The organism is Micromonospora sp. NPDC005163, assembly GCF_053599835.1.
In genome coordinates this window covers 46,070-68,408 of record NZ_JBSFYP010000005.1, presented here as the reverse complement: position 1 = coordinate 68,408, position 22,339 = coordinate 46,070, and the positions used below count along the sequence as shown (strand labels likewise).

The window sequence follows — 22,339 nt, the reverse complement described above, 5'->3', positions numbered from 1 at the left end:
CATAGGAAGGGCCCCCTATTAACACGACGCATATCACACCAAGCAATGATCAACGGGGTTGTCCACAGCAGGCGGGTTGTCCACAGCTCGTACGGCTGGGACGGGAACAGCCCGGCTCCGGCAGCCAGGCTGCGGTCATGCGTGAACATCCACCCGAGCTGGCGGCGGTGGTCGAGCGGCAGCAGCAGATCGCCACCCGAGCTCAGTTGCTCGCCGCCGGCTACGACGACATGTACCTGTACCGTCAGGCCCGGCGCGGGCAGTGGCAACGCGTCCTGCCGGCGACGTACGCCCTGGTGACGGGCGTACTGACCGATGAACAACGGCGGATCTCCGCAGCGCTCTACGCCGGGCCGCGGGCGCAGCTCACCAGCTTCGCGGCGCTCGCCTGGTACGGGTTCCGCCAGATTCCGCGCAACACCGACGTACACCTGGTGGTGCCGCACCACACGCGGCGCCGGTCGGCGGGTTACGCCCTTGTTCGGCGAGCCCTGGCACTCGATGATCGGCCCCGGTCGACCGCGCTCTACCCGGTTTGCTCGCCGGCGCGGGCGGTGGTGGACGCGGCCCGTGACCTACGGCAGCTTCGCCCAGTGCGGGCCATCGTCGCCGAGTCCGTCCAGCGCGGCTTCACCGATCTCGGCAGGCTGGACGAGGAGATCCGCCGGGCGCGGCGCAGTCGCACAGCGCTGATCAGGATGGCGTACGCGGAGGTCGTGGCCGGCACCCGGTCGGCTCCAGAGGCGGAGATGCGTGAGTGCCTGGCAGGCAGCGCAGTTCTGCCAGAAATACGATGGAATCCACGCCTTCGTACGCTCGACGGGGCGGCGCTGCCGACGCCGGACGGGTACCTGACCGACTCGGCGGTGGCGCTGGAGGTCGATTCGCAGGAGTACCACTTCAGTCCAAGCGACTGGGCGCGGACGTTGGAACGGCACAACGAGCTGAGTCGGCACGGTGTCCTGGTACTGCACGTTACGCCAGCACAACTCCGGCGCCATCCGGACCACATCCGACGAACTGTCGAGGACGCGTACGAGTCCCGGCAGGGCGTCGGCGCCACGCTCCGGGTCCGGGTCGACTCAGCCGGCCCGGAGCACGCAGGCACCTGATCGGGTACGCGCACACTCCACTCCCGGAGTGTGCGCGGTTAAGAAGGGGCCCCTCCTATACCTGAGGCGTTAAGAAGGGGCCCTTCCTTGCACCTCAGCAGCCGGGGAGACGCTCGATCAGGTAGCGCTCGACCTGGTCCAGGGAGACCCGCTCCTGGGCCATCGTGTCCCGGTTACGAACCGTCACGGCGTTGTCGTCCAGGGTGTCGAAGTCCACCGTCACGCAGAACGGGGTGCCGATCTCGTCCTGCCGGCGGTAACGGCGGCCGATCGCCTGCGAGTCGTCGAACTCCACCACCCAGCGCTTGCGCAGCAGCGCCGCGAGGTCCTTCGCCTTCGGCGACAGCGCCTCGTTGCGGGACAGCGGCAGCACCGCCACCTTGACCGGGGCCAGCCGCGGGTCGAACCGCATCACGGTGCGCTTGTCCACGCCGCCCTTGGTGTTCGGCGCCTCGTCCTCGTCGTACGCCTCCAGCAGGAAGGCGAGCACGGCGCGGGTCAGACCGGCGGCGGGCTCGATGACGTACGGCATCCAGCGCTCGCCCTTGGTCTGGTCGAAGTAGGACAGGTCGACGCCGGAGTGCTTGCTGTGCGTGGAGAGGTCGAAGTCGGTGCGGTTGGCGATGCCCTCCAGCTCGGCGAACTCGGTGCCGCCGAACTGGAAGCGGTATTCGATGTCCACGGTCCGCTTCGAGTAGTGCGAGAGCTTCTCCTTGGGGTGCTCGAAGAGCCGCAGGTTGTCCGCCGACAGGCCGAGGTCGAGATACCAGTTCCAGCGCTCCTGGAGCCAGTACTCGTGCCACTGCTCGTCGGTGCCCGGCTCGACGAAGAACTCCATCTCCATCTGCTCGAACTCGCGGGTCCGGAAGATGAAGTTGCCCGGGGTGATCTCGTTGCGGAACGACTTGCCGGTCTGCGCGATGCCGAACGGCGGCTTCTTGCGGGCGACCGTCTCGACGTTCTTGTAGTTGACGAAGATGCCCTGCGCGGTCTCCGGGCGCAGGTAGTGCAGCCCTTCGTCGCTCTCCACCGGGCCCAAGTAGGTCTTCATCAGGCCGTTGAACATCTTCGGCTCGGTGAAGGTGCCCTTGTTGCCGCAGTTGGGGCAGTTGAGCTCGGCGAGCGAGGTCAGCGGCTTGCCGTGCTTCTCGGCGTACGCCTCCTCGAGGTGGTCGGCCCGGAACCGCTTGTGGCAGAACTGGCACTCGGTGAGCGGGTCGACGAACTCGGCGATGTGACCGGACGCCTCCCACACCCTGCGGGCCAGGATCACCGCGGAGTCGAGGCCGACCACGTCGTCGCGCTGCTGGACCATGGTCTTCCACCACTGCCGGCGGACATTCTCCTTGAGCTCCACGCCGAGCGGGCCGTAGTCCCACGCCGATCGGGTGCCTCCATAGATCTCGCTGGAGGGGAAGACGAAGCCTCGGCGCTTGGCGAGACTGACGACGGCGTCGATACGGTCGGCTGGCATGTTTCCTCCTACGCCGGCTGGCGGTCGGCGGGGGCGAGATGTGGATGGAGCGGGTCAGTTCGGGACAACGGTACGACCACTGTCGCCCCGAGCCCAGCAGAATACCGGGGGCGGCTCAGCTCACCCCGCAGACCTCCATGCCACCGGTCTGGCCGTCCTGACCCAGGCTGACCTGTTGCTGCTCCCGGTCGCCGCCGTCGAGCGTCACGTCGACGGGCACGGTCAGGCTGGTGGTGTCCACCTCACCCACCCGGAACGCGGCGACCTGTGGCTCGGCGGCCGCGCGCCGCTCGAACTCGGGGCGGGACTCGCGCCGCTGCGCGTCGTCGCAGAGCTGGTCGTAGGCCCGTCCGTAGTTCCGCTCGACCAGTGCCTGGTAGTAGTCGCCGGTCACCGTGCGGCCCTGTTCCCGGATCGCCTGCACGCCGGTGACGGCCAGGCCGACCACGGCTGCTCCGCCTCCGCCACAGCAGAGCAGCACGGCGAGCGCGCCGACGCCGAGGCCGATCCAGAGCCGGGTCCGGCGGCCCTCGGTGGGGGGCGCGGCGAACGGCGGCGCCACCCCGGGACCGGGCGGCGGGGCGGGTGCGGTCATAGGAGCAGGGTAGTGCCCGACGGCTCAGCGGTAAGGACCAGCAGCCCGATCACTCTCGGCGACCACCACGGCCCCGCCGGGCGCCGCGGTGGCCAGCGCCTCGTACGCGGACGGCTCGTCGACCGACTCGGCGAGCAGCGGCACCGCGCTCACCTTGACCTCGAAGGCGCCCAGCGCCCGCCGGTACGTGCCGACCGACTCCCACTCGGTGACCAAGGACCAGTGGCGGGGGTCGTCCAGCGCCCGGACCAGTTGACCGCGCAGGTAGCCGGGGCGGGCGGCCAGCGCGGTGAGGGCGGCGTGCGCCCGTTCGGTGAAGTCGTCGGCGACATCGACGTCGACCACGAACCGGTTGGTCACCAGCACCGGGTTCCTCCTCGTAGAGTCTGTGGGATGCAGCGTACGCAGCGCCCCCTGCTGGCTCGGTTGGCCGGGGCGAACCCGACGTCGGTGTTCCTGCTCACCCTGGTGGTGGTGCTGGTCGCGTTCTTCACGCCCGGGGTGATCGGCGGGCTGCTGACGCTGGCGCTGGCCGCGGGCCTGATCGCCCTGTTGGCCACCACCTGGCCGGTTCAGGCCCCGCAGACCCGGCTGATCCGGCTGCTGATGCTGACCCTGCTGGTGACGGTGGGCCTGGTGAAGCTGCTCTGACATGCACTCATGCGTTTTTGACAATCATTATCGTTACGACGGACAGTTGGTGACATGACCAACCGCACCTCGTCTCGTGTCCTGGCCGCCGCGACCGCCCTGCTCGCCCTGGGCGCCGGCGCCGGCTGCTCCGTCGGCGGCGCCGCCGGCGCCGACCCCCAGCGGGTCGACGTGGTCGCCGCGTTCTACCCACTCCAGTTCCTCGCGGAGCGGATCGGCGGCGACGCGGTCCGGGTGACCAACCTCGCCAAGCCGGGCGCAGAGCCGCACGACTTGGAGCTCACACCGAGCCAGGTCGGCCAGGTCAGCGAGGCCGAGCTGATCGTCTACCTGAAGGGCTTCCAGCCGGCGGTGGACGACGCCGTCGCGCAGAACGGTGACGACCGGACGTTCGACGTCACCAGCGTGCAGCCGCTGCTGGACGCGAGCGCCGGCGGGCACAACCACGCTGGCGAGGGCGCGGATGAGCACGCCGAGGAGGAGCACGGCGGCAAGGACCCGCACGTCTGGCTCGACCCGACCCGACTGGCCGCCATCGGCGACCAGTTCGCCCAGCGGCTCGGCAAGGCCGACCCGGATCACGCCGCCGACTACACCGCCCGCTCCGCGGCGCTGCGCTCCGACCTGACGACTCTGGACGGCGAGTTCACCGAGGGCCTGCGGACCTGCCAGCGGCGGGAGATCGTGACCAGCCACGCCGCGTTCGGTTACCTGGCCGACCGGTACCGGCTCCAGCAGGTCGGCATCACCGGGCTGAGCCCGGACGTCGAGCCCTCGCCGCAGCGGCTCGCGCAGGTGATCGAGGAGGCGAAGGAGCACCAGGCCACCACGATCTTCTTCGAGACACTGGTCAGCCCGAAGGTCGCCGAGACCATCGCCGGTCAGGTCGGCGCGCGGACCGCGGTGCTGGACCCGATCGAGGGGCTCGCCGCCGGCAGCGGCGCGGACTACCTTTCGGTCATGCGTACCAACCTGCAGACCCTGCGGACGGCGTTGAGCTGCTCGTGAACGCACCCGTCATCACCGTCGAGCACGGGGCGGTCGGCTACGACGGCCGCCCGGTGCTCCGGGACGTCTCGCTCACCGTGACCGCCGGGGAGGTGGTCGCGGTGCTCGGCGCCAACGGCTCCGGCAAGTCCACGCTGATCCGGGCCGTGCTCGGGCTGGTGCCGCTCGGCGGCGGCTCGATCACCCTCTTCGACCGGCCGTTGCGCCAGTTCCGCCAGTGGCAGCGCATCGGGTACGTCCCGCAGCGCCTGGGCGCCGGCGGCGGCGTGCCGGCCACCGTCCGTGAGGTGGTGGCCTCCGGCCGGCTGGCCCGCCGGGGGGTTCTCCGCCCACCGGGCAGGGCCGACCGGGCCGCCGTCGACGCCGCACTGCGCGCGGTCGGGCTCGCCGACCGTGCCGCGGACCCGGTGTCCACCCTCTCCGGCGGCCAGCAGCAGCGCACGCTGATCGCCCGCGCGCTGGCCGGCCAACCGGAGCTGCTGATCCTCGACGAGCCCACCGCCGGCGTGGACGCGGCCAGCCAGGAGGCGTTCGCCGGGGCGCTGCGCGACTTCGTCGCCGGCGGCGGGACGGTGCTGCTGGTGGCCCACGAGCTGGGCCCGCTGCGACCGGTGATCAGCCGGGCGGTCGTCGTTCACCAGGGCGGCATCTGTCACGACGGTGCGGTGCCGGACCCGGCCGGCCATCACGCGGAGCCCGACCACGACCATGTGCACCCGCACGGTCCCGACGAGCCCGCCGGGCTGTGGAGCAACTGAGCATGGAACTCTTCCAGTACCCCTACATGCAGCGCGCCCTGATCGGCGCGCTGGTGATCGGCCTGGCCGCGCCGGCGCTCGGCATCTACCTGGTGCAGCGCCGGTTGGCGTTGATCGGCGACGGCGTCGGGCACGTGGCGTTGACCGGCGTTGGCGCCGGCCTGCTGCTCAACCGCTCGCCGGTGCTGGTGGCGGTGATCGTGGCCACCATCGGGGCGATCGCCATCGAGCTGGTCCGCGCCCGCGGGCGTACCTCCGGCGACCTGGCCCTGGCGCTGCTCTTCTACGGCGGCATCGCCGGTGGCGTACTGCTGGTCGGGCTCTCCGACGCGACCAGCACCAACCTCAACGCCTACCTGTTCGGGTCGCTGACCACCATCCAGGCCAGTGACCTGATCACCATCGCGGTTCTCGGCGCGGCGATCCTCGTCACCATGATCGCGCTGCGGCCGGCGCTCTTCGCGGTCTGCCACGACGAGGAGTACGCCCGGGTGTCCGGCCTGCCGGTGCGTACGCTCAACCTGCTCATCGCGGTGACCACCGCGATCACCGTGACCATCGCGATGCGGGCCGTCGGGGTGCTGCTGATCAGCGCGCTGATGGTGGTGCCGGTGGCCACCGCCCAACAGGTCACCCGGGGGTTCCGCAGCACGATGACCGCCGCGATGGCGCTCGGCTTCTTCGCCGCCGGCTCCGGCGTGTGGGTGGCGGCCACGGCGGACACGCCGCCGGGCGCCTCGGTGGTGCTGCTGGCGATCGCCTCGTTCCTGGTGGTGGCCGTGGCGGGTGGGGTCTGGCGGGCGTTGCGCCGCCGGGCCGCGCCGGCCGCCGCGCCGGCGCCGGAACCGCACGAGGTTGTGCTGGGGTGAACCTGATCAGCGGGATGTCGCCGATATTGGTTACCGTTGCAGGGTGACCAGCGCGACGGGCTACGAGGGGTTCGATGGGGCCAGCGAGTTGCTTCGCGCCCTGTCGGCGCCCATCCGGCTGGCCATCGTCAGTGAGCTCGCCGACGGCGAGCGGTGCGTGCACGAGCTGGTGGAGAAGCTCGGGGCCGCGCAACCGCTGGTCTCCCAGCACCTGCGGGTGCTGCGCGGCGCGGGCGTGGTGCGGGGTTCCCGCCGTGGGCGGGAGATCGCCTACAGCCTGGTCGACGAGCACGTCGCGCACATCGTGGCGGACGCGGTCAGCCACGCCGGGGAGGGATGATGAGCGAGAGTGGCGCCGCGGTGCGCAACACCCGGCAGCGCTCGGCGGTGAGCGCGCTGCTCGCCGAGATGGAAGGCTTTCACAGCGCCCAGGACCTGCACGCGATGCTGCGGCAGCGCGGCGAGCGGGTCGGCCTGACCACGGTCTACCGCACACTGCAGGGGCTGGCCGACGCGGGCGAGATCGACGTGATGCGCCCGCCGGGCGGCGAGCACCTCTACCGCCGGTGCAGCGAGGGGCACCACCACCACCTGGTGTGCCGAGCCTGCGGGAACACGGTCGAGGTGGCCGGCCCGGCAGTGGAGAGCTGGGCTGACCGGGTCGCCGCCCAGCACGGCTACGCCGACGTCAGCCACACCCTGGAGATCTTCGGCACCTGCCCGGCCTGCGCCCACTGACCAACGCCCCGGCCACCCTCCGCACGCCCTCCCGGGCCCGGCCACCCTCCGCACGCCCTCCCGGCCCGGGGCACCCTCCGCGCGCCCTTTGCTCTGCTTCTACCCACGCAACAGCGGCCGGCCGAAAGTGTTGCGCCAGTTGAAGCAGAGCAAAGGCGCTGGGTAATGCCGCCCGCGCCGGCGGCGGACGACGCTTCGACGGGTGAACCAGCCGCATCCACGGATCACCAGCACCGGCTTCGAGGTGGGGTCCGTGGACGTGGTGGGCGGGACGACGAGTGTCGTGCCGGGCTGTTCGTGGCACGCTGTCCGGCGTGAAGATCTACGCCGATCGCTTTCCCACCGCCGCCCGCCAGTTGCTCACCGATCTGCTCGTCGTCGCCTGGGTGTACGTCGCGATCCGCGGCGCGCTCTGGCTGCACGACCTGGTGCAGAAGCTCGCCGTACCCGGGCAGAAGCTGGAGGGCGCCGGCACCGGGCTCGCCGACAACCTGGGCGACGCCGGCAGCAAGGTCGGCCGGGTGCCGCTGGTCGGCGACGAGCTGACCGCGCCCTTCCAGCGGGCCGCCGATGCCGCCCGGTCGCTCGCCGACGCCGGCCGTGACCAGCAGCACCTGGTCGACCAGCTCGCCCTCGCCCTCGCCATCGCAGTGCTGATCTTCCCGCTCGGGCTGGTGCTGTTCGGGTGGCTGCCCCTGCGGGTCCGCTGGATGCGCCGGGCCTCCTCGGCCACGAAGCTGGCCGCGGGGCCGGCCGGCCGGGACCTGCTCGCCCTGCGCGCGCTGGCCACCCAGCCACTGGGCCGGCTGACCCGGATCGCGCCCGACGTGGCCGAGGCGTGGCGGCGCGGTGACGACGACACCGTCGACGCCCTGGCCGCGCTGGAGTTGCGGCAGCTCGGCCTGCGCGCCAGGAGCCGAGCGGCCCGCTAAGGTCGTCGGCGTGTTCTACTTCCTGGTCGTCATCGCCGTCCTGCTGCTCGGCTACGCCGCGGTCCTGGTCTCCTTCGTCCGACGGGGCAGGAAGATCCCGCCCGCGGCGTACCTGGGTCTGGCGGTGCTCAACGGCCTGATCCTGGCGGCGGTGCTGGCCTGGGCGGTCGCCCGCTGACCGCCCGGCACGGCGACGCGCCGGGCGGCACCGGTCACGGCTTCGGCGGGATACGGCGGCGGACGTCGTCGGCGGCGGACGGACCGGGTGCCCAGCGGGCCACCCAGGGCAGCTCGTCGGACGGGGTGATGACGCCCTCCTCCAAGGCCGCGTAGCGGCCGTCGAGGATGCGCTTCGCGGCGGCGGTGTCGACCGAGTCGGTGTTGTCCCACAGGGCGGCGAACAGCGCGTCCACCCGGACCCGGGCCTGCCGGCAGAACAGGTCGGCCAGCTCGACGTTCTCCGGCCGGCTGTCCCTCTCGGCGGACGCCCGGACGCAGACCGCGGACATCGCGAACAGCTCCGCGCCGATGTCCACCACCCGGCCGAGGAACGCCTGCTTGCGCTCCATCTTTCCCTGCCAGCGGGACATCGCGTAGAACGTCGACCGGGCCAGCTTGCGCGACGAGCGCTCCACCTGACGCAGGTGCGCGGCCAGCGGCCCGAACTCGGCGTACGCCGACGGGCTCTGCCCGCGGCCGACGGCCAGGGTGGGCAGCCACCTCGCGTAGAAGGCCCCGGCCCGGGCCCCGGCACGGGCCTTGCGGCCCCACCCCGCGTCCGGGTCGATGATGTCGCCGGCCACCGACAGGTGTGCGTCGACCGCCTCCCGGGCGATCAGCAGATGCATGATCTCAGTGGAGCCCTCGAAGATCCGGTTGATCCGCAGGTCGCGCAGCATCTGCTCGACCGCGGCCGGTCGTTCGCCGCGGGCGGCCAGCGAGTCGGCCGTCTCGTACCCCCGGCCGCCCCGGATCTGGATCAGCTCGTCGGCGATCTTCCAGGCCATCTCGCTGGCGTACAGCTTGACGAGCGCGGCCTCGATCCGGATGTCGTTGCGGTCGTCGTCGGCGAGCAGGCAGCAGAGGTCGAGCATGGTCTCCATGGCGTACGTGGTGGCGGCGATGAAGGCGAGCTTCTGGGCGACCGCCTCGTGCTCGCCGACCGGTCGGCCCCACTGGACCCGGTCGGCGGACCACTCCCGGGCCACGTTCAGCGCCCACTTGCCTGCGCCCACGCACATCGCCGGCAGTGACAGCCGGCCGGTGTTCAGCGTGGTCAGGGCGATCTTCAACCCCTTGCCCTCGCCGCCGATCACGTTCTCGGCGGGCACGAACACGTCGTGGAACCGGGTGAGGCTGTTTTCCAGGCCGCGCAGGCCGATGAACTCGTTGCGCCGCTCCACGGTGATGCCCGCGCTGTCGCCGTCCACCACGAACGCGGTGATCCCGCCGCGCCGCCCCTCGGTGGCCGGCACCCGGGCCATCACCACCAGCAGGGTGGCGACGATGCCGTTGGTGGCCCAGAGCTTCACGCCGTTGAGCCGGTAGCCGGTGCCGTCCTCGGTCGGCTCGGCGGTGGTGGCCAGGCGGGCCGGGTCGGAGCCGACGTCCGGTTCGGTGAGCAGGAACGCGGACACCTCGCCGGCGGCGAGCCGGGGCAGGAAGCGCTGCTTCTGCTCGGCGGTGCCGAACATCTTCAGCGGCTGCGGCACCCCGATCGACTGGTGCGCCGAGAGCAGCGCGCCGATCGCCGGGCCGACCGAGCCGGCCAGCATCAGCGCTCGGCAGTAGTGCAGGTTGCTCAGCCCGAGACCGCCGTACCCGCGGTCGATCTTCATGCCGAACGCGCCGAGGTCGGCCAGCCCGTGGAACACCGCGTCCGGAATGGACGCGTCGCGCTCGATGGCCGCGCCGTCCACTTCAGAGGCAAGGAAGGCGCGGAACCGGCCGAGGAACTCGTCGGCGCGGGCCACGTCGTCCGGGTCGGACCGCGGCCACGGGTCGATCAGGTCGAGCCGGAACCGGCCGAGGAACAGCTCCTTACCGAAGCTGGGCCGGTCCCACGCGGACTCGCGAGCCGCCTCGGCGACCTGCCGGGCCTCCTTCTCGGAGACCTGCCCCGCCTCCTTCGGCAACGGCGCTGCGGCGCCGGCGGTGTTCGGAGCGGTGCCGGGATCGGGGCCGTCCGCTGCCGGTCGGCCGTTCTGCGTCGTGGTCACGGCTGCCCCCTCGAACCTCGGTGCGGCTGCGTCGACGTGCGCGACTACCGTCACGCTACCCCCGGGTGTTACTCAGGGGTAGCGGTCCGTGAAGATCGAGTTCGATACCTGGCCCCGGCCTCAGCTGGCGAGGGTGCGCGGGTCGTCATCGTCGTCGTCGATGTCGTCGTCCCCCCAGCTGCGCCGGGAGAACGGCAGGGCCACCCAGAACGTGAGGAACCAGAGCGCGGTCAGCGCGCTGAGCACGAACGCGATCGGCCGGTCCAGCACGAAGTCGGTGATCAGCAGCACCGCGCTGACCATGGAGATCAGCATGAAGGCGAGGCCGCCGCTGGCCATCCGGTGCGCGAACCGGACCAGCTCCGGCTTACGCCCCTGCCGGAACAGCGCCCGGTGGAACGCCACCGGCGAGATGATCAGCGCCGTGGCGGCGGCCGCGGCGAGCAGCGCGACGATGTAGACGTCCCGCTGGAACTCGGTCGTGCGACCGAACCCGTTGCTGAACGGCAGGGTGAGCAGGAAGGCGAAGAGGATCTGCACGCCGGTCTGGGCGACCCGCAACTCCTGCAACAGGTCGGCGAAATTGCGCTGCCAACGCTGCTTCTCGGTCTCCTTGGACACGCGCTACCTCCGGTGCGACGGTACTGCCGGCGGTACGGGCCGCCGCCAGCAAGGCAAGTGCCCCACCCGGTCGAGCGCGAAACAGGTTCACGACACCCCGACCGCCGCCGGGGCACCGGCCCCTCCCGGACGAGCCTCAGGAGCCGCGCCGGATGCGGCCCGCGTACCGCGCCTCCAGCGCCGTGTTGTGGGCGTCGCCGTCCGGGATGTTCGCCGACAGGTAGACCGGGGGCCGCTCCCCCGCCGCCAGCAACCTGGCCACCACCTCCACGGTGACCTGCTGGGCCAGCAGCGCCGCCGTGATCGAGGAGACCGCGCCCACCGCGCCACCGCCGGGCAGCGGCAGCGTCGCGTCGCCGTACGGCGCGCCGTTGTCGAGCACCACGTCGGCGAGGTCCGCCAGCTTGCGCCCGGACGGGTGGCGGGAGGTCATCCGGCCGGAGTGCTGTGCGGAGGTGATCGCCACCAGTCCGTGGCCATGCTGCTTGACCAGCGTGGCGAACTCCACCATCGCGCCGTTGACCCCGGAGTTCGACGCGAGCACGAAGACGTCGGTGGGTCGCACCGGGGCCAGCTCGTAGAGCCGGTGCGCCACCGCCGGGTCCCGCTCCAGCAACGGGCCGAGCCGGTCGGCCGGTTCGCCGCCGAGCAGCACCAGGTCGCGCAGCGCGATCCGGTTGGTCGGCACCAGACCGCCCGCCCGGCCGGCGATCTCCATCGCCAACGCCTCGGAGTGCCCGGTGCCGAAGGCGTGCACCACCCCGTCAGCGCGCACCGCGTCGGCGATCAGGTCGGCGGCCCGCCCCACCGCCGCCCGCTGACTCGCGGCCACCCGGCCGATCGTCTCGGTCACCACGGCCAGGTAGTCCTCGGCACTCACCGTCATGCGTCCTCCGTCGTCCGGTTGCTGGCGAGCCATTGCACTGCGAAGTCGACCGCCGCCCGCTGGCGCATCAACCTCCCGGTCCCGGTGCCGACCCGTCCGGTACGGACCGCCCCGGTCGCCTCCAGGTCCCGGCCCAACGCGTCGAAGTCGGTCTCGTCGAGCCGTACGTCCTGCCACCACACCCATTCGCGGCCACCGTCGGCGGTGCGTACCGCCGCGCCCAACTGCTCGTGGGGTGGGGCCGGACGGCGGTACTCGGCCAGGTGCAGCGAGGTGTTCACCGCGTGGTCCACACCGAGCAGCAGCACGTGGGCGTCGAGGTCGTAGAGCCGGGCCAGTGGGGAGCCCTCACCGAGCATGTCGGCCCGGGTGTGCCCGGCGACCACCTGTTCGGCGGCCGGGCCGAGGGCGGCGAACGACACGTGGGGATGGGAGCTGCGCAGCGCTCCGGGCCAGCCGCGGACCGTCTCGGCGAACACGCCCATGAATCGGCTCGGGGTGACCGCCGGATCGAATCCGGGCATCTCGGCGCGGATCAGCGGCCACCAGTCCACCGGCACCGGCGGGTCGCGCCACTGCGCGGGGTCGCTGTTGTCCGGGGTGTGGGTGGGCACCACGATCGTGCCGTCCGGGCCGAGCGCGTCGCGCAGGGCGAGCACCAGCGCCTGCGGACCACCGCAGACGAAACCCAGCTGACGCAGCCCGGCGTGCACCAGCAGCGTCCCGCCGGGGCGTACGCCCAGCATGCGCAGTTGCGCGGCGATCGAGCGCCGGGTCCCCGGCCCGCCGGCGTCCATCGTCACGGTGTGCCTCCCGACCGCCATGGCTCAGGCCGTTCCGCTGGTTCGGGCCAGGATCGCCTCGGCCAGCGGGCCCGGCGCGGCGTCCGGGATCCAGTGGCTCACGCCGGGCAGCTCGACGAAGCGGTAGTCCCCGGTGACGTTGGCGGCGCACGCCTCGGCGGCGGTCCGGCCGATGGCGATGTCCCGGTCGCTCCACACGTACGTGGTGGGCACCGCGACCGGGCCGACGCCGGCCAGGTCGGCGCGGGACATCGCCCGGTACCAGTTCAGCGCCGCGGTGAGCGCGCCCGGCTCGCGCATCGGGTCGGCGTAGTGGTCCACCCGGGACGCGTCGCCCACCCCGGTGAGCAACTTGCGCAGTGCGGTGGCGTTCCACGCCAGCAGCACCTTCTCCGCCTTGCCCGGCTTACGGAACAACGCGATGTACGACGAGCGCGCCTTCTGCTGGCCGTCGGTGGCGAGCGCGTGCGCCATGGCTGCCGGATGTGGCACGGACACCGCGGTCAACGTACGGACCCGCTCGGGGTGCCGGGCGGCCAGCGCCCAGGCCACGATCGCACCCCAGTCGTGGCCGACCAGGTGGACGGCGTCCAGCCCGAGCGCGTCCAGCACCGCCACCGCGTCGGCGACCAGTTCGGGGATCCGGTAGTCCGGGACCGCCGCCGGCCGGGCGCCCGGCGAGTAGCCCCGCTGGTCCAGCGCGTACGTGCGCAGCCCGGCTGTGTGCAGCGCCGTCGCGGCCTCGTCCCACTCGCCGGAGTGCTGGGGGAAGCCGTGCAAAAGCAGGACGGGCGCGCCGTCCGGCGGACCACCGGCGCGTACGTCGAACCTGAGACCCCGTGCGTCAACCCGCATGATCGTCAGCCTACCCAGCCGAAGTCTCCTGAACCGGACCCTGCGGCGGGACGCCCTGCTGGGCCGGTACCCCTGGTCGGTGCTAGCGTCAGCGAGACAACTTCACATCCGACAGGGGAGCGCACAGCGCTGAGAGTGCGGGCACGCCCGCAGACCCTCGAACCTGATCTGGGTAATGCCAGCGCAGGGAGTTCGGTCGACCTCCAGCCGCGCCGCCGTCCGGTGCCACCGGGCGCGCGGCGTGCGTCTTCTCCTGGTTCGCAGTCAGAACTGGGAGCATTCACATGAACCACAGCGACACCAACCGCTGGCGCACCATCGACATCGTGGTCGCCTCGGTGATCGCGGTCGCCTTCGGCGTCATCTTCTGGGCCTGGGGCCTGGTCTGGAGCGCCACCGAGGGGGCGTTCGCCTTCTTCCCGCCGGCACAGACGCTGATCTACGGCGTCTGGCTGATGCCGGCCGTGGTGGGCGGCCTGGTCATCCGCAAGCCCGGCGCCGCGCTCTACTGCGAGACGGTCGCCGCGGTCCTCTCCGCGCTGCTGGGCAGCCAGTGGGCCGGCACGGTGATCCCGCAGGGCATCGTGCAGGGCCTCGGCGCCGAGTTGGCCTTCGCGGCCTTCCGGTACCGCTCGTTCCGGCTGCCGACCGCGGCGCTGGCCGGCGCGCTGACCGGGCTCAGCGCCGCGCTGTTCGACTTCTTCGTCTGGAACGCCGAGTACGAGCTGGTCGACTACCGCATCCCGTACGCGCTGCTCACCATCGTCAGCGCCACCGTGATCGCCGGCGTCGGCGGTTGGGTCCTCACCCGCGCGATGGCAGACACCGGCGTCCTGGACCGCTTCCCGGTCGCCCGCGACCGCGCCGCCATCTGACCCCCACGTCTTCCCCGTTGATCAAGAGGTTTGCGTCAACAAGGGGCGGCGAACTGACGTAAACCTCTTGATCAACGACGTGAGAGCGGCCCGGGCGGGGGAAGGGGGGTGTGGTGAGCGGGGTCCAGCTACGGGGGTTCGGGTGGCGGCACGCCGGGCGGCTCGCGTGGGCCGTACGCGGTGTGGACCTGCGGGTCGAGGCTGGGGAGCGGGTGTTGTTGCTCGGCCCGTCGGGGGCCGGCAAGAGCACGCTGCTCAGCGCGCTGGCCGGGCTGCTGCCGGAGGACTCCGGCGAGCAGGAGGGCACCGTCGAGATCGATGGGCTCGACCCGCGCAAGGGTCGGGAACGGGTCGGCATCGTCTTCCAGGACCCGGAGACCCAGCTGGTGATGGCCCGTAGCGGCGACGACGTCGCCTTCGGGCTGGAGAACCGGGGGGTGCCGACGGACGCGATCTGGCCCCGGGTGGACGAGGCGCTGCGCCGGGTCGGCTTCCCGTACGACCGGGACCGGCCCACCGCCGCGCTCTCCGGCGGCGAGCAGCAACGCCTCGCCCTCGCCGGTGCGCTGGCCCTGCGCCCCGGCCTGCTGCTGCTCGACGAACCGACCGCCAACCTCGACCCGGCCGGGGCAGACCTCGTCCGGCGGGCGGTGGCCGGCGCGCTGGACGCCGACACCACGCTGGTCCTGGTCGAGCACCGGGTCGCCGAGGCGCTTCCGCTGGTCGACCGGGTGGTCGTCCTGGAGCCCGGCGGCGGGGTCCGCGCGGACGGCCCGCCCGCGGCGGTCTTCGCCGCGCACGGCGCCGCCCTCGCCGCCGAGGGCGTCTGGGTGCCGGGTCATCCCGTGGCCATCCGGCGGGCGACCGCCGCCCCCGGCGAGCTGCTGCTCACCGCCGACCGGCTCGGCCTGCCACCCCGGCTGGCCCCCACCGACCTGGCGGTACGCGCCGGCGAGGCGCTCGCCGTGCGCGGGCCGAACGGGGCCGGCAAGTCGACTCTCGCGCTGCTGCTCGGTGGGCTGCTCCGGCCGGGTGCCGGCCGAGTCACCGCGTCCGCCGAACTGGCCGGGCCGGACCACCGCACCGCCCCGCACCGGTGGCGGGCGCCCGCGCTGGCGCGACGGATCGGGTCGGTGTTCCAGGACCCTGAGCACCAGTTCGTCACCAGCACCGTCTTCGACGAGCTGGCGCTCGGCCCGCGCCGGACCGGCCAGCCCGAGGCGGCCGTCAAGGAGACCGTGGCGGGGCTGCTGGACCGGCTGCGGCTGACCCGGCTCGCCGCGGCCAACCCGTACACCCTCTCCGGTGGGGAGGCCCGGCGGCTGAGCGTGGCGACCGCCCTGGCCACCGCGCCCCGCCTGCTGATCTGCGACGAACCCACCTTCGGTCAGGACCGGCGGACCTGGCGGGAGCTGGTCGATCTCTTCGCCGATCTCCGCGACGCCGGGCACGGCGTGGTCACCGTGACCCACGACCCGGACTTCGTCGCCGCGCTCGCCGACCGCACCGTCACCCTGGAGCGATCGTGACCGGCCGCTCGATGATCAGCATCGAGCCGGTCGCCGCGCCCGGTGCGCCGCTGGCCCGCCGTAACCCGGTGGCGAAGGTCGCCGCCGCGCTGGTCTTCTCGTTCACCCTGCTGGCCACCCTGGACCCGGTGGCCCCGGCGATCGCCATCGCCGTCGAACTCGCCGTGCTGCCGCTGTTCGGCATCCGTTACGGGGTGCTGGCCCGGCGGGCCTGGCCGCTGCTGGTCAGCGCCGTCGGCATCCTGGTCACCCTGGTGCTCTTCGCCTCCGACCGGTCCGGTCGGGTCCTGCTGGACGCGGGGCCGGTGCTGGTGACCACCGGAGTGCTGCTCACCGCGCTCGGCCTGATCCTGCGGGTGCTCGCGGTCGCACTGCCCGGCGTCATCGTCTTCGCCACCACCGACCCCACCGACCTGGCGGACGCGCTGATCCAGAACGCGAAGGCGCCGGCCCGGTTCGCCATCGGGGCACTGGCAGCGTTCCGGCTGGTGCCGCTGCTCGGTCAGGAGTGGCAGATGATCAGCATGGCCCGGCGGGCGCGGGGCGTCGACGCCGGACGTAACCCGGCGGCGAAGCTGCGGCTGTTCGCCTCGACCGGGTTCGCGCTGCTGGTCGGGGCGATCCGTCGGGGCACCCGACTGGCCGTGGCGATGGACGCCCGCGGTTTCGACGCCGGCACCCCCCGCACCGTGGCCCGCCGTCAGCCCTTCGGCCTCGCCGACGGACTGCTCATCGCCGGAGCGGTCGCGCTGGCCGGCGCGGCCCTGACGGTGAGCGTGCTGCTCGGCACCTTCCGCCCCCTGCTGGGCTGAGGCTCCCCCACGATCCTGCGGTTGCCGCCCCCGCTGCGGCGGAGGCGGCAACCGCGATTCTCGCGGGGCGGGGCCGGTCAGCTGCGGCGGAAGGCGTAGCGGCGAGGTTGACCGGCTCGCTGGCTCTTGCCACCGGCGGAGCGGGCCGCCCCGGGCAGCGGCGGGCCGGCCTTGGGCGCCGCCGACCGCCCGGCCACCGACGACGCGTCGACCACCGGGGGAACGTCCAGCGCCGCCGGCACGTCGACCACCACGGGCACGTCGATCGCCGCCGGCACCTCGACGGCCGGTGGCACCCCGACCGGCCGGGCCGGCTCGACCGGTATCGCCGGCAGGGCCGACTTGACCGGCAGGGCCGGCAGGTCGGACCGGGTCGACACGGCCGGAAGCGGGCCGCGGCCGGCCGCCGGCTCGGTGCCGGGCCGCGTCAGTGCGGGAGTACGGGACGACTTCTTCTTCGGGTTGCGCCTGGCAGGCATCCGGGCCTCCTTCGTGCCGACCCGTTCCCGCGTTCCGCGGTCGGTCGGCTCGGCTGGTGACCGTCGCACCGCGACGGTCGAGAGGGAAGGGACTGCTCACCGGGGTCGGGCAGGGCCAGCACCGCCGCACGGCGGGTGGGGATGCGGGACGCCCGGGAGCGCTCGGACCGCGGCGCGGGGCGGCGGGCCGGCTCGGAAATGGGGCGTCAGTTACGCATGCCCGCACGCTATCCCGTGGGCGGGCACCGGCGCATCCGTTTTCCCCGACAGCATCGGCGGCCTGCTGGCCGACGCGCTCAACACGACGGTGACCGCGTGGAGAATCGGCTGGTCCGGGGCCGAGCGCCACCGGCCGGTGACTGGCTGTCGACGAGGCGGCCCGCTCCGCCGCGCACCGCGATACGGTCGCAGCACGGCAGTACGACGGTGAGAGGTGGCGGCACGGATGGCTGAGCAGGCGACGGCGCAGATCGGCGTGACGGGGCTGGCGGTGATGGGCCGCAACCTGGCCCGCAACCTGGCCCGCAACGGCTTCACCGTGGCGGTGCACAACCGTTCGCCGGAGCGCACCCGCAGCCTGGTCGCCGAGCACGGCGACGAGGGCACGTTCGCGGCCGGCGAGTCGATGGCCGACTTCGTGGCGTCGCTGGAACGGCCCCGCGCGGTGATCGTGATGGTCAAGGCGGGCGCCCCCACCGACGCGGTGATCGACGAGCTGGTGCCCCTGCTGGAGGAGGGCGACATCGTCGTCGACTGCGGCAACGCCCACTTCGCCGACACCCGCCGCCGCGAGGAGGCGTTGCGCGGGTCCGGGCTGCACTTCGTGGGCACCGGCGTCTCCGGCGGCGAGGAGGGCGCGCTGCTCGGGCCGAGCATCATGCCGGGCGGTTCGGTCGAGTCGTACGCCAAGCTCGGCCCGATGTTCGAGAAGATCTCCGCCCACGTGGACGGGGTGCCGTGCTGCATGCACGTCGGGCCGGATGGCGCCGGGCACTTCGTCAAGATGGTGCACAACGGCATCGAGTACGCCGACATGCAGCTCATCGCCGAGGCGTACGACCTGCTCCGGGCTGGCCTGGGCGCGGAGCCGGCGGAGATCGCGGAGATCTTCCGTGACTGGAACAGCGGCGAGCTGGAGTCCTTCCTCATCGAGATCACCGCCGACGTGCTGGCGCACCGCGACGCCGCCACCGGCCAGCCCTTCGTGGACGTGGTGCAGGACCGGGCCGAGCAGAAGGGCACCGGGCGGTGGACGGTGCAGAGCGCGCTGGACCTGGGCGTGCCGATCACCGGGATCGCCGAGGCGACCTTCGCCCGCTCGCTCTCCGGGCACGTCGACCAGCGCGATGCGGCCCATCGGGCGTTCCCGGACGCCGGCGAGAGGTGGCAGGTGGCCGACCGGGAGGCGTTCATCGAGGACGTCCGGCGCGCGCTGCTCGCCTCGAAGATCGTCGCGTACGCGCAGGGCTTCGACCACATCCGCGCCGGGAGCCAGGAGTACGACTGGGACATCGACCTCGGAGGCACGGCGACCATCTGGCGGGGCGGCTGCATCATCCGCGCCCGCTTCCTGAACCGGATCCGTGAGGCGTACGACAAGCAGCCCGACCTGCCCACGCTGCTGGTGGCGCCGTACTTCGCCGACGCGGTCGCGGCCGGCGTGCCGAGCTGGCGGCGGGTGGTGGCCGACGCGGTCCGGGCCGGGGTGCCGACGCCGGCGTTCTCGTCGTCGCTGGCGTACTTCGACGCGCTGCGCGCCGAGCGCCTGCCGGCCGCGCTGATCCAGGGTCTGCGGGACAACTTCGGCGCGCACACCTACCAGCGCGTCGACCGCGAGGGCTCGTTCCACACCACCTGGGCGGGAGACCGCACCGAGTCCCCGGCCTGACGGCCCGCCGCCTGGCCCCTCTCCCGACGTCGAGTGCGGGGTCAGGCGATGGTGGCGTGCATCTCCCAGACGAGGATCTCGGCCGGCTCGTCGGCGGTGACCCGACGGCCGCCGGTCATCGTGAGCCGGGCCGCGTCACCGGTGTCGAGCGGGCCGCTGCCCTCCAGGTTCACCGTGCCGTTGGGCACGTACAGGTGCACGAAGGGCGCGTCCGGGAGGGTGACCTCGTCGCCGGGGGCGAGTCGGGCGGCGTGCAGGGTGGCGTACCGGTTGCGGATCCGGATCGCGGATGCCCCGTCGTAGCGTTCCATTCCGGAGGCGACCGGCACGAGGCCGCCGCGCAGCAGCTCGTCCTCGATCTCCAGCTGCTCGTAGCCGGGGTCGACGCCCTCCTCGTCGGGGAGCACCCACATCTGCACGAAGTGCACCGGGTCGCTGTGCGGCTCCTGGTTGTTGAGCCGCCAGGCGTCGTTCTTCTCCGAATGCAGGATGCCGGTGCCGGCGCTCATCCGCTGGGCCAGCCCCGGGTAGATCACCCCGGAGTGCCCGGTGGAGTCCTGGTGCACGAGGGAACCACGCAGCACCCAGGTGACGATCTCCATGTCCTGATGCGGGTGGGTCTCGAAGCCGGCGCCCGGGCGGACCACGTCGTCGTTGTTGACCAGCAGCAGCCCATGGTGGGTGTTGGCCGGGTCGTAGTGCCGGGAGAACGAGAAGGAGTGCTTGGAGTCCAGCCAGGAGATCCGGGTGGCGAAGCGGTCCTCGGCCCGGCGTACGTCGACCGCTGGGGCGGACGCGGTCACCAGGCACGCTGCCCGGTGTCGGCGGACGACGGCGCCCAGGTCAGGGCCGGGTCCCCGGTGGCCAGCTCGGCGATCTCGCCGGTACGCAGCTGCGGAGTGTGGCCGAACTCGGCGCAGTGCTGCTCGGCGATCTCCGCGCAGATCTCGGCCACCTGCTCGCAGATCGGGTCACCCAGATCGGCCGCGTTCAACGCCATGATCATCTTGTACCGGAGATCCCGCACATCCCACCCCCGACCGCCGCAACCCCACCACTCTCGGACCCTACCCGCCCGCACCCGCCACAACTCCAAAACCACCACACCCCCCGCCCCCACCATGGGGGAGGGCGGGCCGAGGTGGAGATGCGGCGGTGCCGCTCGCACGGATGTGGGAGCGGCACCGGGTGGTTCGGGCTTACCAGAATCGGCGGCGCTTGGCCTTCTGGGGGCGCATGAAGTCCGCGCCCTTTGTCAGCAGCCGGGTCGCCCCGGAGGGACCACGCCGGGCCTCCAGGGTGTGGCTGAGTCGGCGGGCGCCAGCCGCGGCCAACGGCACCGCGATCGCCATCACCGCCCACTGTGCGATGCGCTTCTGGATCATGTGGGTTCACCTCCGTCAGTGGCTCCTGACAGCAGTGGTACCCAGCGTGACGTGCCGGTAAGCCTGGGCTCAGCCCACCGGGGCGACCGGGTTGGGCAGCGCGCCGCCGAACCGCCGGTCACGCTGGGCGTACAGCTCGCACGCGTACCAGAGGTGACGGCGGTCGAAGTCCGGCCAGAGCGTGTCCAGGAAGACCAGCTCGGCGTACGCGGTCTGCCAGAGCAGGAAGTTGGAGATGCGCTCCTCCCCGGAGGGGCGCAGGAACAGGTCCACCTCCGGGATCTCCGGGTGGTAGAGGTACTTCGCCACGGTCTTCTCGGTGACCTTCGCCGGATCCAGTCGGCCGGCCGCGACGTCGCGGGCGATCGCGGCGGCGGCGTCGCCGATCTCCGCCTGCCCGCCGTAGTTGACGCAGAACTGCAGGGTCAGCGTCGAGTTGCCGCGGGACATCTCCTCGGCGGTCTGCAACTCGGAGATGACGCTCTTCCACAACCGCCCGGGCCGGCCCGACCAGACCACCCGGACGCCGAGATCGACCATCTGGTCGCGGCGGCGGCGGATGACGTCCCGGTTGAACCCCATCAGGAACCGGACCTCGTCCGGCGAGCGCCGCCAGTTCTCCGTGGAGAACGCGTACGCCGACAGGTAGGGAATGCCCATCTCGATGGCGCCCTCGATGGTGTCGAAGAGGCTGTGCTCCCCCGCCTCGTGACCCTTGGTGCGGGGCAGCCCACGCTCCTTGGCCCACCGGCCGTTGCCGTCCATCACCACGGCGACGTGCTTCGGCACCGCCTCGGTCGGCAGCGCCGGCGGCCGGGCGCCCGACGGGTGCGGTGTCGGCGGCACCGGCTCACGCCGGCCGGCCCTCATCGATCGGATCACTCGGCTCTCTCCCTGTTCGCACCGTCCGCCCCGGCCACCACGTCGCCGTGCGGCCGGAGCGTCGCGGCCCCCGCGCCGCCCGGCGGCGGGACCGCGCCGGCCGCCGAGGGACCCCGGTCGACCAGCGGCAGCGAGCGTAGCGCGCGTTCCAGGTGCCACTGCAGGTGAGCCGCCACCAGCCCACTGCACTCCCGGCGCACGCCGGCCTCGGTGGCGTCGGCGATCACCCAGTCGCCGGTGGTCAGCGCGGACATCAGGTCGATGGTGGCCGGCGCGGGATGGGCCGCGCCGGGCGGCCGGCAATCCGGGCACACCGCGCCGCCGGCCGGCACGGAGAACGCCCGGTGCCGCCCCGGTGTGCCGCAGACCGCGCACGCGATCAGCGCCGGCGCCCAGCCCGCGAGGGCCATCCCGCGCAGCAGGTACGCGTCGAGCACCAGGGTGGTGGCGTGCTCGCCCCGGGACAGCGCCTTCAACGCGCCCACGGTGAGCTGGAACAGGCGCAGCGACGGCTCCCGCTCCACCGGGGTCAGCCGCTCGGCGGTCTCGGCGATCGCGCTGGCCGCCGTGTAGCGGGGATAGTCCCCGAGGAACCGCTTGCCGTACAGGTCGATGCCCTCGACCTGGCTGACGGTGTGCAGCGAGCTGCCCAGGTTGCCCTTCGGGTCGCCGGCGAGCTGAAGATCGACGTGGCCGAACGGCTCCAGCCGGGCACCGAACTTGCTGGTGGTGCGACGGATCCCCCGGGCGACCGCGCGCAGCCGGCCGTGCCGGCGGGTCAGCAGGGTGATGATCCGGTCGGACTCGCCGAGCTTCTGCACGCGCAGCACCACCGCGTCGTCGCGGTAGAGCTGTCGGCGGTACCCGGCCATCGGACCATTCTCCCTCGGGGTGTGAAATCAGGGTCGGCTCGGGGTGGATGCGCGGAGGAACCCCGATGCGTCGGGCCGATGACCGGCCGTAGCGTG

General features: G+C 72.6%; 27 protein-coding genes and 1 riboswitch. Of the genes, 13 read left to right on the top strand and 14 right to left on the bottom strand.

The genetic code is table 11. From position 1 onward, the window contains the following. Positions 1-137 precede the first annotated feature (137 nt). Positions 138-1,112 (top strand): type IV toxin-antitoxin system AbiEi family antitoxin domain-containing protein, encoded by a 975-nt coding sequence (locus ACWD6N_RS06315; protein ID WP_354965559.1) that lies wholly within the window; start codon positions 138-140, stop codon positions 1,110-1,112. A 94-nt stretch (positions 1,113-1,206) separates the two neighbouring features. On the opposite strand, the gene ACWD6N_RS06310 is transcribed toward ACWD6N_RS06315, so the two are convergent. The 3 genes from ACWD6N_RS06310 to ACWD6N_RS06300 all read right to left on the bottom strand — a co-directional run bounded on the left by ACWD6N_RS06310 (position 1,207) and on the right by ACWD6N_RS06300 (position 3,547). Next, positions 1,207-2,586 (bottom strand): glycine--tRNA ligase, encoded by a 1,380-nt coding sequence (locus ACWD6N_RS06310; protein ID WP_354965560.1) that lies wholly within the window; start codon positions 2,584-2,586, stop codon positions 1,207-1,209. Positions 2,587-2,701: 115 nt separating this feature from the next. Further along, positions 2,702-3,181: a hypothetical protein gene (locus tag ACWD6N_RS06305; RefSeq protein WP_354965561.1), complete on the bottom strand. Its 480-nt coding sequence runs from the start codon at positions 3,179-3,181 to the stop codon at positions 2,702-2,704. A 24-nt stretch (positions 3,182-3,205) separates the two neighbouring features. After that, positions 3,206-3,547 carry an antibiotic biosynthesis monooxygenase family protein gene (locus ACWD6N_RS06300; RefSeq protein ID WP_074313566.1) on the bottom strand — a complete coding sequence of 114 codons (342 nt, stop codon included), beginning with the start codon at positions 3,545-3,547 and terminating at the stop codon, positions 3,206-3,208. A gap of 27 nt (positions 3,548-3,574) precedes the next feature. Between ACWD6N_RS06300 and ACWD6N_RS06295 the strand changes: the two genes are divergently transcribed. From ACWD6N_RS06295 to ACWD6N_RS06260, 8 genes are all read left to right on the top strand, one after another. Then, the gene (locus ACWD6N_RS06295) at positions 3,575-3,832 is read left to right on the top strand and encodes a hypothetical protein (RefSeq protein ID WP_354965562.1); all 258 of its coding nucleotides are present in this window, start codon (positions 3,575-3,577) and stop codon (positions 3,830-3,832) included. Positions 3,833-3,886: 54 nt separating this feature from the next. Then, entirely contained in the window at positions 3,887-4,840 is a 954-nt protein-coding gene (locus tag ACWD6N_RS06290) for a metal ABC transporter substrate-binding protein (RefSeq protein WP_354965563.1), read from the top strand. Further along, positions 4,837-5,598: a metal ABC transporter ATP-binding protein gene (locus ACWD6N_RS06285; RefSeq protein ID WP_354965564.1), complete on the top strand. Its 762-nt coding sequence runs from the start codon at positions 4,837-4,839 to the stop codon at positions 5,596-5,598. The genes ACWD6N_RS06290 and ACWD6N_RS06285 overlap by 4 nt, the downstream gene beginning before the upstream one ends. Before the next feature lie 2 nt (positions 5,599-5,600). Next, complete coding sequence (locus tag ACWD6N_RS06280; RefSeq protein WP_354965565.1) at positions 5,601-6,467, top strand: metal ABC transporter permease; 867 nt, start codon at positions 5,601-5,603, stop codon at positions 6,465-6,467. 43 nt (positions 6,468-6,510) lie between these two features. Beyond that, positions 6,511-6,807, top strand: coding sequence for an ArsR/SmtB family transcription factor (locus ACWD6N_RS06275; RefSeq protein WP_089019464.1), 297 nt, complete (start codon positions 6,511-6,513; stop codon positions 6,805-6,807). Next, positions 6,807-7,205, top strand: a complete 399-nt coding sequence (locus tag ACWD6N_RS06270; RefSeq protein ID WP_354965566.1) for a Fur family transcriptional regulator — start codon at positions 6,807-6,809, stop codon at positions 7,203-7,205. The genes ACWD6N_RS06275 and ACWD6N_RS06270 overlap by 1 nt, the downstream gene beginning before the upstream one ends. A gap of 314 nt (positions 7,206-7,519) precedes the next feature. Then, the gene (locus ACWD6N_RS06265) at positions 7,520-8,137 is read left to right on the top strand and encodes a hypothetical protein (RefSeq protein WP_354965567.1); all 618 of its coding nucleotides are present in this window, start codon (positions 7,520-7,522) and stop codon (positions 8,135-8,137) included. A 10-nt stretch (positions 8,138-8,147) separates the two neighbouring features. Further along, on the top strand, positions 8,148-8,315 hold the full coding sequence (locus tag ACWD6N_RS06260) for a hypothetical protein (RefSeq protein WP_167517539.1): 168 nt from the start codon (positions 8,148-8,150) through the stop codon (positions 8,313-8,315). A gap of 34 nt (positions 8,316-8,349) precedes the next feature. On the opposite strand, the gene ACWD6N_RS06255 is transcribed toward ACWD6N_RS06260, so the two are convergent. The 5 genes from ACWD6N_RS06255 to ACWD6N_RS06235 all read right to left on the bottom strand — a co-directional run bounded on the left by ACWD6N_RS06255 (position 8,350) and on the right by ACWD6N_RS06235 (position 13,521). Beyond that, the gene (locus tag ACWD6N_RS06255) at positions 8,350-10,356 is read right to left on the bottom strand and encodes an acyl-CoA dehydrogenase family protein (RefSeq protein WP_387323680.1); all 2,007 of its coding nucleotides are present in this window, start codon (positions 10,354-10,356) and stop codon (positions 8,350-8,352) included. A gap of 120 nt (positions 10,357-10,476) precedes the next feature. After that, complete coding sequence (locus ACWD6N_RS06250; protein ID WP_354965568.1) at positions 10,477-10,977, bottom strand: DUF6328 family protein; 501 nt, start codon at positions 10,975-10,977, stop codon at positions 10,477-10,479. A 136-nt stretch (positions 10,978-11,113) separates the two neighbouring features. Beyond that, positions 11,114-11,863, bottom strand: coding sequence for an SIS domain-containing protein (locus tag ACWD6N_RS06245; protein ID WP_354965569.1), 750 nt, complete (start codon positions 11,861-11,863; stop codon positions 11,114-11,116). Then, positions 11,860-12,660, bottom strand: coding sequence for an aminoglycoside N(3)-acetyltransferase (locus ACWD6N_RS06240; RefSeq protein ID WP_354965656.1), 801 nt, complete (start codon positions 12,658-12,660; stop codon positions 11,860-11,862). Before ACWD6N_RS06240 ends, ACWD6N_RS06245 begins: the two co-directional genes overlap by 4 nt. Positions 12,661-12,690: 30 nt before the next feature. Further along, complete coding sequence (locus ACWD6N_RS06235; RefSeq protein WP_354965570.1) at positions 12,691-13,521, bottom strand: alpha/beta fold hydrolase; 831 nt, start codon at positions 13,519-13,521, stop codon at positions 12,691-12,693. 103 nt (positions 13,522-13,624) lie between these two features. Then, positions 13,625-13,729, top strand: a riboswitch (TPP riboswitch). 76 nt (positions 13,730-13,805) lie between these two features. Between ACWD6N_RS06235 and ACWD6N_RS06230 the strand changes: the two genes are divergently transcribed. The 3 genes from ACWD6N_RS06230 (at position 13,806) to ACWD6N_RS06220 (ending at position 16,737) form a co-directional block, all read left to right on the top strand. After that, complete coding sequence (locus ACWD6N_RS06230) at positions 13,806-14,396, top strand: ECF transporter S component (RefSeq protein ID WP_354965571.1); 591 nt, start codon at positions 13,806-13,808, stop codon at positions 14,394-14,396. Positions 14,397-14,509: 113 nt separating this feature from the next. Further along, positions 14,510-15,925, top strand: a complete 1,416-nt coding sequence (locus ACWD6N_RS06225; protein WP_354965572.1) for an ABC transporter ATP-binding protein — start codon at positions 14,510-14,512, stop codon at positions 15,923-15,925. A gap of 11 nt (positions 15,926-15,936) precedes the next feature. Then, positions 15,937-16,737, top strand: a complete 801-nt coding sequence (locus ACWD6N_RS06220) for an energy-coupling factor transporter transmembrane component T family protein (protein WP_354965657.1) — start codon at positions 15,937-15,939, stop codon at positions 16,735-16,737. Between the two features lie 77 nt (positions 16,738-16,814). Here the strand turns inward: ACWD6N_RS06220 and ACWD6N_RS06215 are convergent, their stop codons facing one another. Next, positions 16,815-17,216 (bottom strand): hypothetical protein, encoded by a 402-nt coding sequence (locus ACWD6N_RS06215; RefSeq protein WP_354965573.1) that lies wholly within the window; start codon positions 17,214-17,216, stop codon positions 16,815-16,817. A 445-nt stretch (positions 17,217-17,661) separates the two neighbouring features. Between ACWD6N_RS06215 and gndA the strand changes: the two genes are divergently transcribed. After that, complete coding sequence (gene gndA / locus ACWD6N_RS06210) at positions 17,662-19,104, top strand: NADP-dependent phosphogluconate dehydrogenase (RefSeq protein ID WP_354965574.1); 1,443 nt, start codon at positions 17,662-17,664, stop codon at positions 19,102-19,104. A gap of 41 nt (positions 19,105-19,145) precedes the next feature. Here gndA and ACWD6N_RS06205 read toward each other — a convergent pair whose 3' ends face one another. From ACWD6N_RS06205 to recO, 5 genes are all read right to left on the bottom strand, one after another. Further along, positions 19,146-19,907: a pirin family protein gene (locus ACWD6N_RS06205; RefSeq protein ID WP_354965575.1), complete on the bottom strand. Its 762-nt coding sequence runs from the start codon at positions 19,905-19,907 to the stop codon at positions 19,146-19,148. Then, on the bottom strand, positions 19,904-20,104 hold the full coding sequence (locus tag ACWD6N_RS06200) for a thioredoxin reductase (RefSeq protein ID WP_354965576.1): 201 nt from the start codon (positions 20,102-20,104) through the stop codon (positions 19,904-19,906). Before ACWD6N_RS06200 ends, ACWD6N_RS06205 begins: the two co-directional genes overlap by 4 nt. A gap of 199 nt (positions 20,105-20,303) precedes the next feature. Then, positions 20,304-20,489: a hypothetical protein gene (locus ACWD6N_RS06195; protein ID WP_354965577.1), complete on the bottom strand. Its 186-nt coding sequence runs from the start codon at positions 20,487-20,489 to the stop codon at positions 20,304-20,306. A 69-nt stretch (positions 20,490-20,558) separates the two neighbouring features. Next, complete coding sequence (locus ACWD6N_RS06190; protein ID WP_354965658.1) at positions 20,559-21,359, bottom strand: isoprenyl transferase; 801 nt, start codon at positions 21,357-21,359, stop codon at positions 20,559-20,561. Between the two features lie 8 nt (positions 21,360-21,367). Further along, positions 21,368-22,243: a DNA repair protein RecO gene (recO, locus tag ACWD6N_RS06185; RefSeq protein WP_354965578.1), complete on the bottom strand. Its 876-nt coding sequence runs from the start codon at positions 22,241-22,243 to the stop codon at positions 21,368-21,370. Positions 22,244-22,339 lie beyond the last annotated feature (96 nt).